This is a genomic window from Campylobacter concisus (assembly GCF_015229965.1).
GTDB classification, from domain to species: domain Bacteria; phylum Campylobacterota; class Campylobacteria; order Campylobacterales; family Campylobacteraceae; genus Campylobacter_A; species Campylobacter_A concisus_BD.
Map to the genome: position 1 here is coordinate 1 of NZ_JAAKZB010000034.1, position 12842 is coordinate 12842.

The window sequence follows — 12842 nt, forward strand, 5'->3', positions numbered from 1 at the left end:
ATTCTAAATTCTGCAAGGTCTTTGTTTTAAATTTGATCCAATACGCTAACTTCAACTATTTAAAAACTTGAAAAATGTTAGCAAAAATCAGGCAGGCAGGCTTTATATTTACATGCAAATTTACCAAAAACAGGCACAACACAGCTTTTTTTAAAAAACGCGTCCGTAACCTGCAGACTTTATTAAATTTAAAAGTTTTTACACTTTTAGTTTTTAAATTAAAAAGCTTTCACACTTCTGGTTTTTTAAATTTAAATGTTTTTATACTTCTAGTTTTTTAAATCTAAAAGTTTCTACATTCATCGAAACAGATCAATTTTTAATTTTACTAGCGCACAACTCTAAATTTTTATCTCCAGCAAGGCAAAATTATATTATTTTACGTAAATTTTTGCATATTATTTTTAGTATTTTAAGAAAATTGAAGTGTTAAATTTAAAAATTTGTGTTTTCTGGTGTAAATTTTGGTAGTTTTCAAGCCAACCAAGCCAACCAAGACCCAGAAAAACAGATAAATTTAACTAGAAATTTTCATAAAAATGGCAAAAAATTTTATGCTACGATATAAAAATGGCCTTAAACTAAGTCATTTTTAAGTGCAAAAACCAATCTTTTAAATTTAAAAGCAATTTTATCAAGCCAAAATGCTAAATCAAATTTAAAGCTTAATGATCAAGAGCTATGCCTATACGGCCAAGAGCGAATTTGAGCGATCACTGGCTTTATGCGCCGATCGAGCCATTCTTATCAATGCAGACGGCCAGCAAACAGTGGGCCAGCATTTCACACGACTACGACAGGCATAACTGCTTGAATATAAGTTACATGGGTTGGGCGGCTGAGCGCATTTTCTTGCCGCTTTTGCGCACGAGCGTGCCAAAGCCATAGGCTACAACCCTACCCAAATATCTCAAATTTATGAAAAAGCTCCGGCTCATCTTTTACAATGCCACGCTTCACAAGCTCAGCCACTACTTCACGCTCACAGTCAGTTTGCATAGGCCAGCCACGCGTGTAGCCCTCAAGCTCACTCTTGCTCGTCGCATCCACGCAGAAATTTTCGCCATCTGTGTAGATATCACGCAAGGCATCAATGTTATTTGTCACGCGCCAAAGTAGCATATATGGGTTTTCTAGGTAGTTTTGCATATCCACTACGACTAGAAGCTTGAAAAACTCCCTAAATTCCAAAAGCTTAGAAAATAGCTCTTTTACAGGGCGATCTTTCTCAAATTTCACCACACAAATAGGCGTTTTACTCTGCTTTTTAAACTGCCTAAGCTCTTTAATATTTGGCGCAACGCTTTGAAATTTAGCCAAAAGCTCATCATCGCTTAAAATTGCAGGGCTAAATTTACAAAAGTCCTGTGTTGCGTCGATGCCTAGCTTGCCACCAAAGCACGAGTTTGGACTGGCGTGATCGAGCTGGTCGCACACGCCCTGGCTTATCAGCACACTCTCACTACCAAATCTATCAAGCACAAAGTCCGCAAATTTGTCGTATTCCGCTAACTCTGGCGCATCGTTACCCACAAAGAACGCATGCTTTACAAAGCTCATCTGCCCAACTCCCCAAAACGCGTGCATCGCCTGCTTTGCGTGCGCTGGATAAAGGGCGTTGATCTTGGCTAGGATAAGGTTATGAAAGACGCCATTTTCAGGCATATTGTAGTCTAGTAGCTCTGGTACGGTCGTTCGCAAAAGTGGCAAGAAAATGCGCTCAGTCGCCCAGCCCATATACTTATCTTCAAGCGGCGGCTTGCCAACCACGGTCGCGTGAAATACTGGGTCTTGCTTGCTAGTTATCGCCGTGACCTCCATCACTGGAAACAGCTCGATCGGCGTGTAAAAGCCAGTGTGATCGCCAAATGGCCCCTCAAGCTCGCTCTTGACCGTATCGACAAAGCCCTCTATAACGTAGTCGGCGTCGTGCGGGACATAAATTTCATTAGTGAGCGACTTTACAAGCTTGGCTGGCTCTTTGCGGATAAAGCCATAAAGAAGCAGCTCAAAGACGCCCTTTGGCAGCGGCGCTTGACCGCACCAGATATAGAGTGGATCGGCGCCTATTGCCACAGAGACTGGCATCTTACGGCCTGCGCGCTTATACTCGTGAAAGAAATTTGCGCCGTCTTTATGTATCTGCCAGTGCATGCCAAGGCGATTTTTATCATAAATTTGCAGTCTATACATGCCTAAATTTTGCAGTGCGCCGTCTAGGCTTTGCGTATAGACCTGCCCCATCGTGATAAAAGTGCCTCCGTCATGCGGCCAGGTCTTTAGCGCAGGCAGGCTCAAAAGATCGGCCTGCTCGCCTATAAATTTGACCTGCTGGCACTCGCCTTCGCCTTTTAGTCTTTTGGTAAAAATTTTTCTCATACTAAAAAGATATGCTAAAAAGTCAAGCTTTTCTTTGAAATTCTCAGGTTTTTTGGGCTTTAAAAGCTTTTCTATCTCAGCTGCGATCTCATCAGGCTGCACGCCAAATATCAGCTCAAGAGCCCTTTTTGAGCCGTAGATATTTGTAAGCACTGGGGCAAATTTACGCCCAGTTTTTTTGCAGACTGGGTTTGTAAAAAGAAGCGCTTGTGAGTTTTCGCGTTTGACCTCGATGTAGCTAGCGTGCGCGATCTCTAGGTCGATATCTACTGGCTCCTCGATCACCCTAAGTAGGCCGTTATCTTTTAAAAGCTTGATGTAGTCCATATTTTTCCTTATAAATTTATACTTAGTTATCCAAATTTTAATAAAGTTAAATTTAGCAAATTTGGGCTAAATTTGTCGTTTTATTGCGATTTTTAATAAATTTTATAGAGAGAGATATGCAAAATTTACCAAAAATAGGCGATCACATCTTCGTAGACAGAAGGGTACTTGGCATAAAGCTTTACGAACATCACGGCATCTACGTCGGAGATGATATGGTCGTGCACTATAACGGCTTGGCACGCGGGATAGTTTTTGAAAAGAGCTGCTTTGAGGAGATTTTAAGCAACGTCGTACCGCTAGATAAACGCAACGTAGCAAAAGTGGAGATGACGAGCCTGGAAGAGTTTACAAGCGGCGATATTTTGCAGATAAAAAAGCACGCAAATGCGCCTTTTAGCGGCGTAGATATAGCTCTTTGCGCCAAGTCGCGCATAGGCGAGCAAAAATACAACCTGCTCATCAACAACTGCGAGCACTTTTGCAACGAATGCGTCTTTGGCGAGCATGTGAGCGAACAGGTGCAAAATGCGAAGCAAAATTCCGCCATTTTTAGCGAGATAGAGCCATATTTGGGGCAGATCATAGGTGAGCTTTTTAGTGCACAGACCAAAGATGAGATCAAAGAAACTCTCGTAAAATCATTTACCGCGCTTGCACAATTTACGAAAGATAGCGCGGAGAAAAAAGCTCGCGAGATGATAAAAGAAAACAGCGACAAGGCAAATTTGCAAATAGAGAAATTTATGGACAAAAATGCCAAAATGAACGCTATGTTTAAAAAGATCGGTGCGGACTTAAAAACAAAGATCGCAAAGGATTTTAATATAAAAATTTAGTCCGACTACGGTTTTGACACTTGGTCAAATTTAAAAGGCGCTTTTAAATCGCGGCTTTATTTCTCGATATCTTATCCGCGTTTTGGCTTGCAGCATTTAGCACGCTAGGTAGCGTCACGTCTCCTGAAACGGCGGCAAATTTTAGAAAATTTCGTCTTTTTATCTCTAAATTTAAACAAATTATTTTGGTACGCTACACTTTAGCAGATCGCCAAATATCTCTTTGCTATATTTCATAAAGTGCTCATTAAGCTTTACGCCCTCTGTATCTACGCAAATGAGACTATCTTGCACCTCAAAAATGATGCTCTTATCAGTGATCTTCACCCTTTTGCAAGCGTTGTAGCAAACGTCGCCGTTACACTCTGCATATAGGCCGTTTATCTCGGCGTTTTCGTCGTCGCCCTTTTTTAGCTTGATCGGTCTTTGAAAGATTATGTAGTTTTTGTAGTCATATTTGTCGTCTGCAAGACCGATCATATAGTAGTTGTCTTTGCTATTTTTGGTGGCGCTTATGGCTTTTGCTTTAAATTTTAGCTCAAACACGCTCTACGCCATCTCTTCAGCGCGTTTTAAAAGCTCTTTCGCCCCTTTTTCTATAAATTTATGCGCTAGCTCTTTGCCAACGCTTTGAAATTTATCTTTGCTAGTCTTTAAGCTATCTTTTATATACTCACTTCCATCAGGCAGGCCAACGATCGCATCGATAGAAATTTCATCTCCTTTTAGCCTTGCACTTATGCCTATTGGCACTTGGCAGCCACCCTCCAAAACGCTTACAAAGTCACGCTCTATGGTCGTTTCTACGACTGCATTTTCGTCATTTAAAAAAGAGATCTCATCTAAAATTTGCTTCTCATCTCTAGCCTCGACGCCAAGAGCACCCTGACCCATCGCAGGTATCATCTCGTCAAAGCCAAATGTGTAGATGTGCGCCACTTCAGCCTTGATATTTAGGCGGTTTATGCCAGCCATCGCCAAAATTATCGCGTCAAATTCGCCCTCTTTTAGCTTGCGTAGGCGGGTTTGCACGTTACCTCGAAGCGAGATGATCTCAAGATCAGGCCTCATGATAAGCAGCTGCATCTTGCGGCGCAGGCTCGTTGTGCCAACTTTCGCGCCGTGCGGTAGGTCACTAAATTTAGCAAATTTCTCACTTATCATCGCATCTCTCGTGTCCTCGCGTGAGCAAATAGCCGCTAGTTTAAGCCCTTTTGGAAAGACTACTGGCACGTCTTTTAGGCTATGCACTGCGATGTCAGTCTCGCCTTTTAGCATGCTATCTTCAAGCTCTTTTGTAAAAAGCCCCTTGCCACCGATCTTTGCAAGTGGCGTGTCAAGGATCACGTCGCCCTTTGTCTTCATGCCCTCAAGCACGACCTTCACGCCCTTGTGCTGCGCCTCGATCCTAGCTTTGATATGCTCGCTTTGCCAAAGCGCTAAGATGCTCTTTCTAGTTGCTATTTTTATCTCTTTCATCATCTCTCCTAATTTACTCTTTTTGGCTCTTCGATGACCTCAACGTCGATGATCTCGCCATCATCTTTTCTACTGCCATGCTCGCTAAAATTTTGAAATTTAAACTCCTGATAGCTCTCATTTTTAGCTGCATTTTTCTTAAACACCAAAGAAAAAATGACAACGGCGATACCAAAAATATCCGTTAAAATTCCTGGTAAAATGAGCAACGCTCCGCCAAAGCCAAGTCCTAGCTGGCTAAATAAATTTCCACCAAGAAAGCTTTTAAACGCCATTTGTGGTGAATTTAGGCTAGAAAATCCACTATTTAAAAGAAGTGCGATACCAACAAATCCAGAGACCAGCACCTCAAGAAAATAGTTCAAAAAGCCAAATTTATCCACAAAAACGTATATGAGCGCCGCCTCTATGATAAAAAACAAAAATGCGAAAAATCTCATAAGCTTTCTTTTATCTTTCTAAAGGCGTCGTTTGCCTCTATCGCCTCTTTGCTTAGCCCATCTCTTGTGATAAACTCGACCTTGCCATTTGCAAATTCTTTACCCACTAGCAGCGCATAAGGAAAGCCGATAAGTTCAAAATCATTCATCTTAACGCCAAATCTCTCGTTTCTATCATCGATAATAACACTAACGCCAGCTTTTTTAAGGCTCTCATAAAGCTCAAATGCAAATTTCACGCCCGCCTCATCTTTTAAATTTGAAATGATGATCTCCACATCAAACGGCGCGCACTCTTTTTTCCAGATGCAGCCCTTCTCGTCGTGGCTAGCCTCTATCATCACAGCGATCAGCCTGCTTATGCCAATGCCGTAGCAGCCCATCAAAAATGGCTTTGCCTTGCCGTTTTCGTCAAGATATGTTGCGTTCATCGCAGCTGAATATTTATCGCCTAGCTGAAAGATATGACCGACTTCTATGCCTTTGCTAAGTTTTAAATTTCCGCCGCAAACTGGGCATTTATCGCCCTCTTTTACCTTTACAAGGTCTTTAAATCTCTCTTCGTTAAATCCGCTAACACTAACGCCAACAAAGTGATAGTCCTTCTCGTTAGCGCCGCATATCATGTTATTTGCGCCCCTTAGCTCGTTATCTATAAAAAATTTCACATCCTTTAGCCCAACTGGCCCGCAAAATCCAGCAGATAATCCAGCTTTCGCCACGTCAGCCTCGCTAGCATCGACAAGCTCAAGCGCCTTGCAAGCGTTTTGCGCCTTTGTCTCTTGAAGCTCGTCATCGCCCCTTACGAAAAAGACCACAACCTCTTCTTTATCCTCGTAGATCGCCTTTTTCATAACAGCTTTTATGCAGTAAAACTCGCTAACTTTGAAAAACTCCGCCACATCTTTTATAGTTTTCGCATTTGGCGTTAGAAATTTAGCCGCGTCTGCCTCTGGTGCCTCAGCCTCGCTAACTCTTGGCTTGCGTCTTGCAGCCTCGACGTTTGCAGCGTATCTGCAAGCCTCACAGCAAAGTATGTCGTCCTCGCCGTTACTTGCAAGCACCATAAACTCTTTACTGCCACTACCACCAATGGCTCCGCTATCAGCCTCAACAGCTCTAAAATTTAGCCCCAAGCGGGTAAAAATCTTACTATAAGTTGCCTCCATAAGGTCAAACTCACGCTTAAGATCCTCTTTGCTAGAGTGAAAGCTATAGCCATCTTTCATCGTAAATTCGCGACCTCTTAGCAAGCCAAAGCGTGGTCTTGCCTCGTCACGAAATTTGGTGTTTATCTGGTATAAATTTAGTGGTAGTTGCTTGTAGCTAGTCACCTTGCCACGCACTAAGGCAACGGCTGCCTCTTCGTTTGTCGGGCTTATGACAAAGTCATTATCCTTTCTATCTTTAAAGCGCAAAAGCTCCTTGCCAAAGACGTTGTAGCGACCACTTTGCTTCCAAAGCTCGCCTAAAGTGACCACGCTAAAGCTCACCTCCAGCGCGCCAGCCTCGTTCATCTCCTCTTTTACCACGCGTGAAATTTTATCGTGCATGATCTTTCCAAGCGGCAGATAGTTATAAAGCCCAGAGCCGATCTGCTCGACAAAGCCGCCTCTTATCAAAAACTGATGGCTTGGTAAAGATGCATCTTTTGGCGCTTCTTTGGTCGTTGGGGCGTAAAATTTACTAAATTTCATCTATATCTCCTGCTTGAAAATTTTGTTCATCTTTTATGTCAAATAAAAATTTAACTCCGTTTGAAAGCTCGCTCGCTCTCTCCTCGTCTGCAAGCCCTTTTAGCTTCATCGTTGGCTGGTGTAAAAAGGCTTTAAAGACTTGGTGGATGAGCTTTTGCGCCTCATCGTAATCGCTATGTTTTAAATAGCCCTTTTTTATCGCCTTTTCTAGCTCATTTTTAGCGCAAATTTCAGCCTGTTTGCGGATAGATTTAATAAGAGGCACGCTCATATCTTCTTTTAAAGTCTTTAAAAACTCGCTCGTGTCTTGACCGACGATCGAGTAGGCCTTTTGCGCCTGCTCCTCTCTTAGGGCTAAATTTTTACGCACGATCTCCTCTAGGCTATCGACCGTATAGACGCTGATAAGCTCTGTGTTTAAAAGATCGATATCTCTTGGCACGGCTATATCAAAAAAGTATCTATGAAATTCTCTTGGCTCGATGATCTCGCCTGTGATGATGGCGTGCGGGGCTGCGGTGCTTGAAAAGATGAGATCGTAGTTATTTACGTATTCTTTTAGCTTTAATATGCTATCCCAGCTCGCGTTATCTCCTAGGCTATCAACTAGCTGCTCAACGCGCTCAGAGCTTCTGTTTATGATGATTACCTCTGCGCCGCTTGATATGAGGTGCTTTGCTGCTAGCTCGCCCATCTCTCCAGCGCCCACGACGATAGCCGTTTTACCCTCAAGCGTGCCAAAAATTTCTTTTGCCTTTGCCACGGCGACGCTTGAAACTGAGATCGGGTTTTTAGAAATTTGAGTTTCGTTTCTAACCTTGGCAGCGCACTTACATGCATAGTGGATGATCTTGCTGATATCTTCGCCACATGAGTTGTTGTCGTAGGCAAATTTAAAGGCATTTTTTAGCTGGCCAACGATCTGCGTTTCGCCAACAACTAGACTATCAAGCGAGCTTGCCACGGCAAATAAGTGGTGGGCAGCACCGCTGTTTTCGTAGATGTCAGCTCTCTCATAAAGCTCATCTTCAAAAACGCCTGAAAATATCGACATACACCTGATGATATGAGCAGTAGCGGCCTTTACATCCTCCACGCTAGCTATGATCTCGACGCGGTTGCAGGTGTTTAGCACCATGCTCTCTTTTATGTTTTTGTTTGAATTTATCAGTTTTAAAATTTGCTCTTTTTTCTCGTCACTATCAAATGCAAGCTTCTCTCTGACCGAAATATCAGTATTTTTATATGTAAAACTTATGTCTAAATAGTGCATCAAAATTCCCTATCTATCATGCTTTTTATGATCCCTTCAAGCTCGGCGTTTTTATACTCTTTTATCGCTTTTATTGCTTCAGCTCCAAGCCTTTTTGCCTCGCTTATAGCCTTGCTAAGTGAGCTAGTTTTATCAAAATTTTCTTTTAGCCAAGAAATTTCGTCCGCGTTTAGCTTCTTTGCCCAAAGCGATCTAAGCTTTGTTTTACCAGCCTCGTCCAGGCTCTTATAAAGATATATGTAAGGAAGCGTTGTTTTGCCCTCGACAAAGTCGTTAAGCGCTGGTTTGCCAAGCGTTTTTTCATCTTGAGTGATGTCTAATATATCATCAACGATCTGAAATGCAAGACCTAAATTTTTGCCATAAAGACCAAATTTCTCGCTATCTTTGCCAGCTAGCTTTGCCCCGCAAATAGCCGTGGCTTCTATCAAAACAGCTGTTTTATAGTAGATCATTTTTAAATATTCTTGCTCGTTTTCATTAAAATTTTCAGCCATTTTCACATCCATCATCTCACCGATGCTTAGCTTGCTGACCGCATCTGAGATGACAGCTGCGATGCTTGGATCAAATTTTGTAAGCTCAAAATAAGCCTTTGAGTAGAGGATATCGCCTAGCATGACTGAGTTTTTACTGCCAAAAAGTGCGTTTATGCTTGGTTTGCCACGCCTTATATTTGCCTCGTCTATGACGTCGTCGTGCAATAAGCTTGCAAGGTGGATGAGCTCGATGATAGCGCAAAGTTTAAGTGAAATTTCACTTTCTCCTGCGATCTTTAAGAGAAGTTTTGAGCGTAGCTTCTTGCCTGAGCTTATCTTTAAAAACATCTCAAACGCCTCTTTGTAGCCAAGCTCGCTTATAAAATTGCTCATTATTTCATCGATTTTATCCATTTTTATCCTTCTATTTATCCTCGTGCGGATCTCTAAAACCCACATCCACACGCTTGCTCTCATCTAGCAGCGCCACCCTAAAATGCGCCTTTTTGTCCCTAAAATCAATAAATGATATATAAAGGCTCACGCTCTCGTTTGGCGGCATCATAAAATCAGGCAAAACTCGCTGCATGTAGGTGTTTTGTCCTTGTCTTAGCGAAAAGACCATCTGCCTTGGATAGCGTCTAAAAAAGCTCTGCACAGTGATATTTGTGCTATCAAACAGCGTCCAGCGAAAGTCAAACGTTTCAACCCTTTGAGTTCGCTTTTCAGTTATAAAGACCCGCGCCCACTCATCTTTTTTAAGCTCAAATGTATGCACCGAATTTGGGTCAAAATTTGGCTCTTTTGCAAAGACAAGAGCGGCTAGCAAAGCAATGAGCGCAAAAATTCTACTCATTTTGGCTTAAAATTTCTCCGCTAAGCTCGATATATAGGTCATTTACTCCGTTATAAACTTTATCTTGCTCTGAGGCCATAAAATTTCTGATCTCGTCCTCATTAACGCCATGCTTTTCGCAAAGCTCATTCATAGCCACAAATTTCTCAAAAATTTTATCTATCTCGTTTTTAACTAAAACGGCATTTGCGTTAAACAAAATGTCATAAAATTTATCCCTCGCACTGCCCTCAAATATATCTATCATCGCTGTTTCTTTGAAAATTTCTTAAGATTATAGCCAATTAAAACTAAGTTAAAAATTTAATATTATCTCCCACGCCTCGCTAACATTTTTAGCATTATAAGTCGCTGTTTTGCTCTCCTCGCCAAATCCCCAGCAAACTTGCACATAAGGCATATTTGCATTTTTAGCCGCCAGCTCGTCTTTTAGGCTATCTCCTACAAAGATCGCCTTGCTAGCTTTAGTTCTACTAACAGCTAGGTGAAGCATCGCAGGATCTGGCTTTTGCGGTATCTCCTTGCTAGCGCCGATGACCTCGTCAAATAGCTCAAAAATTTCATTTTTCTTTAAAATTTTCTCTAGCGTATCATGCGGTGCATTGCTTGCCAAAACGACCTTGTATTGAGCCTCTCTACACTTTTGTAAAAGCTCTTTTACGCCCTCATATGTAGTCGCACACTCATCGTAAAATTTCTTAAATTTCTCTTCAAAACCCTCTTTTAAGCTCCTGCTTGGCGTGTCGATGCCGTAAAACTCAAGGGCTAAATTTCTACCTGGTTCGTTGATCGCTTTTATGATAAATTCTTTTTCAAGTGGCGGCAAATTTAGCTCATCTCTTACTTCATTTACCGTTTTATATATCGCCTCACCGCTATCGATCACCGTGCCATCCATATCAAAAATAACTACTTTCAATCCTCATCCTTAAATTTATTTTTATGCTTCTCTTTTTTATATGTCTTTTGATTTTTTAGCTTATCAAGTAGATTTGCCGCCTTTAAAAGCTCATCTTTTGAGGCATTTTTGATAAGCAAATTTATAAAATTTTCTAGCGCCTTTGAATATGGCTGATCAAGGTAAACAGCCTCTACTTTTTCGATGACTTTCGCATTTTTCTCCACTCTTTGGCGAAATTCAGTCTCGTCAAAGTCATCTCTTTTTAGCCCGTTTATCGCTGATTTTGCAAATTTTTCTAGCGCACGAAGATATTTTACACGTTTAAATTTGTCCGTGACTTGGTTCAAATTTTTCCTTTTTTTTTGGCAAATTATATCAAAATTTGATTTTATCCCCTAAATTTTGGCTTTGCTAATGTATAATTTACGCCAAAATTACTTAAACAAGGAGCAAAAATGAGGCAAGAAACCGCTGCGATCCACGTAGGCTACGACACAAACGAGGGCTTTGGCACGATGGCTGTGCCTATTTTTCAAAGCACAGCTTATGACTTTGGAAGTGCCGAGACCGCGGCTGCTAGGTTTGATCTAAAAGATAGTGGCTACATCTACACAAGACTTAGCAACCCAACGACAGATATCTTTGAAAAAAGGGTCGCTGCACTTGAGGGCGGAGCCGCTGCGATAGCGACTGCAAGCGGTCAGTCAGCTTTGTTTTACAGCATCATAAATTTAGCCCAAGCAGGCGATAATATCATCATCGCTAAGAAAATTTATGGCGGCACAACAGTGCTTTTTACGCACACGCTAAAAAGATTTGGCATAGAGGCTAGAGTCTTTGACAGCGACACTGCTGATGATCTAGAGAGTTTGATAGACGAAAAAACTAGGGCAATATTTTTTGAAACGCTTTCAAATCCGCAAATTTCTATCCCAAATATCGAGAAAATCGTAGAAATCGCAAATAAATATGGCATCATCAGCATCACTGATAACACCGTGCCTACGCCTATCATCTTTCAGCCACTTCGCCACGGAGTCGATGTTTGCGTGCATAGCGCTAGCAAATATATGAGCGGTCAGGGTCTTAGTCTAGCGGGTGTCGTTGTAAGTGCAAATCACCTAAACGAAAAACTAAAAGGCAACAAGAGATATGAGCACTTTAACGTACCAGACGCGAGCTATCACGACATCGTCTATGCTGATATGACGGACCATTTTGATATCTACACGCTAAGAATGAGGCTTGCCATCGTGCGTGACATCGGCGCTGTGATATCTCCGTTTAACTCTTGGCAGCTCATACAAGGACTTGAAACGCTTGCTGTTAGGGTTGAGAGACACTCGCAAAACGCGCTAAAAGTGGCTAAATTTCTAAACTCTCACAAGCATATAAAAAGCGTGGCATACCCAGGGCTTGCCGACAACGTAGATCACGCAAAGGCACAAAAATACTTTAAAGACGGCATGGCAAATGGGCTATTTTGCTTTGAGACTGATAGCTTTGAGCGTGCAAAAAAGATGCTAGAGCGCGTAAAACTCTTTAAGATCGTAGTAAATATCGGCGATACAAAGTCGCTCATCACGCATCCAGCCTCAACTACGCACCAGCAGCTAAGTAGCGAAGAGCTTATAAAAGCTGGCATCACAAAAGAGCTGATAAGAGTTAGTATAGGTCTTGAAAACGCCGAGGATCTGATAGCTGATCTAGCTCAAGCCTTAGAATAAACAAATTTCTAGCTCATTTTGGGCTAGAAATTTAAAATTTACTCAAGCTTGCCGCATATCCTCTCGCACTCTTTTGCCTGCCTTATAAATTTTATAACGATATAGATGACAAGTAGCGGCACGCTTATATACCAAAATGCAAAAAAGGCGAGTATAAAAAACATAAATAAGAATGTTGCAAAATATACCAAGACTGCAAGGATGATAATATCAAGCATTTTGCCTCCCATTTTGCTAGTGTTTTGGTGATTTTATAAAAAGCAAAATAAAACGAGACTGAACGGATTTGTTTTGGCTCTAAAAATTTAAGCTAAGCGGTAAGCGAAGCTAAATTTTAGTAGCCAACTCTTGCGAGTGAATGGAATTTTAAAATTTATAAATTAAAGTTTTTAAAAATTTAAAGTTTTGTTTCTTTGTTAAGGGGGAAGAGGCTTGAATTACGGTC

15 protein-coding genes are annotated in these 12842 nt (G+C 41.6%); 3 read left to right on the forward strand and 12 right to left on the reverse strand.

What is annotated here, in order from left to right; genetic code table 11:
• Positions 1–681 precede the first annotated feature (681 nt).
• The gene (locus G6W43_RS10040; protein WP_148824751.1) at positions 682–888 is read left to right on the forward strand and encodes a hypothetical protein; all 207 of its coding nucleotides are present in this window, start codon (positions 682–684) and stop codon (positions 886–888) included.
• A gap of 9 nt (positions 889–897) precedes the next feature.
• Here the strand turns inward: G6W43_RS10040 and G6W43_RS10045 are convergent, their stop codons facing one another.
• Complete coding sequence (locus G6W43_RS10045) at positions 898–2706, reverse strand: menaquinone biosynthesis decarboxylase (protein WP_194169717.1); 1809 nt, start codon at positions 2704–2706, stop codon at positions 898–900.
• Between the two features lie 116 nt (positions 2707–2822).
• Here G6W43_RS10045 and G6W43_RS10050 point away from each other — a divergent pair, with 116 nt between their 5' ends.
• The gene (locus G6W43_RS10050; protein ID WP_194169718.1) at positions 2823–3545 is read left to right on the forward strand and encodes a lecithin retinol acyltransferase family protein; all 723 of its coding nucleotides are present in this window, start codon (positions 2823–2825) and stop codon (positions 3543–3545) included.
• Positions 3546–3725: 180 nt separating this feature from the next.
• Here the strand turns inward: G6W43_RS10050 and G6W43_RS10055 are convergent, their stop codons facing one another.
• Genes G6W43_RS10055 through G6W43_RS10100 form a run of 10 tightly spaced genes read right to left on the reverse strand, consistent with a single transcriptional unit; the run spans position 3726 to position 11017 of the window.
• Complete coding sequence (locus tag G6W43_RS10055) at positions 3726–4091, reverse strand: Imm10 family immunity protein (RefSeq protein ID WP_148824291.1); 366 nt, start codon at positions 4089–4091, stop codon at positions 3726–3728.
• Positions 4092–4094: 3 nt separating this feature from the next.
• Positions 4095–5024 (reverse strand): hydroxymethylbilane synthase, encoded by a 930-nt coding sequence (gene hemC / locus G6W43_RS10060; RefSeq protein WP_194169719.1) that lies wholly within the window; start codon positions 5022–5024, stop codon positions 4095–4097.
• A gap of 8 nt (positions 5025–5032) precedes the next feature.
• Positions 5033–5464 (reverse strand): FxsA family protein, encoded by a 432-nt coding sequence (locus G6W43_RS10065; RefSeq protein WP_194169720.1) that lies wholly within the window; start codon positions 5462–5464, stop codon positions 5033–5035.
• Entirely contained in the window at positions 5461–7161 is a 1701-nt protein-coding gene (locus G6W43_RS10070; protein ID WP_194169721.1) for a proline--tRNA ligase, read from the reverse strand. The genes G6W43_RS10065 and G6W43_RS10070 overlap by 4 nt, the downstream gene beginning before the upstream one ends.
• Positions 7151–8434, reverse strand: coding sequence for a glutamyl-tRNA reductase (gene hemA / locus G6W43_RS10075; RefSeq protein ID WP_012001638.1), 1284 nt, complete (start codon positions 8432–8434; stop codon positions 7151–7153). The genes G6W43_RS10070 and hemA overlap by 11 nt, the downstream gene beginning before the upstream one ends.
• Positions 8434–9327 (reverse strand): polyprenyl synthetase family protein, encoded by an 894-nt coding sequence (locus tag G6W43_RS10080; RefSeq protein ID WP_194169722.1) that lies wholly within the window; start codon positions 9325–9327, stop codon positions 8434–8436. Before G6W43_RS10080 ends, hemA begins: the two co-directional genes overlap by 1 nt.
• Before the next feature lie 10 nt (positions 9328–9337).
• A complete protein-coding gene (locus G6W43_RS10085) occupies positions 9338–9769 on the reverse strand; it encodes a hypothetical protein (protein ID WP_149710217.1) in 432 nt (143 codons plus the stop codon).
• Positions 9762–10016 (reverse strand): DUF2018 family protein, encoded by a 255-nt coding sequence (locus G6W43_RS10090; protein WP_107944304.1) that lies wholly within the window; start codon positions 10014–10016, stop codon positions 9762–9764. Before G6W43_RS10090 ends, G6W43_RS10085 begins: the two co-directional genes overlap by 8 nt.
• A gap of 48 nt (positions 10017–10064) precedes the next feature.
• Positions 10065–10688, reverse strand: coding sequence for an HAD family hydrolase (locus G6W43_RS10095; protein WP_107944305.1), 624 nt, complete (start codon positions 10686–10688; stop codon positions 10065–10067).
• Positions 10685–11017 carry a hypothetical protein gene (locus tag G6W43_RS10100; protein WP_054196491.1) on the reverse strand — a complete coding sequence of 111 codons (333 nt, stop codon included), beginning with the start codon at positions 11015–11017 and terminating at the stop codon, positions 10685–10687. Before G6W43_RS10100 ends, G6W43_RS10095 begins: the two co-directional genes overlap by 4 nt.
• A gap of 108 nt (positions 11018–11125) precedes the next feature.
• Here G6W43_RS10100 and G6W43_RS10105 point away from each other — a divergent pair, with 108 nt between their 5' ends.
• A complete protein-coding gene (locus G6W43_RS10105; protein WP_194169723.1) occupies positions 11126–12397 on the forward strand; it encodes an O-acetylhomoserine aminocarboxypropyltransferase/cysteine synthase family protein in 1272 nt (423 codons plus the stop codon).
• A gap of 38 nt (positions 12398–12435) precedes the next feature.
• Here G6W43_RS10105 and G6W43_RS10110 read toward each other — a convergent pair whose 3' ends face one another.
• Positions 12436–12615: a transformation system protein gene (locus G6W43_RS10110; RefSeq protein ID WP_103575127.1), complete on the reverse strand. Its 180-nt coding sequence runs from the start codon at positions 12613–12615 to the stop codon at positions 12436–12438.
• Positions 12616–12842 lie beyond the last annotated feature (227 nt).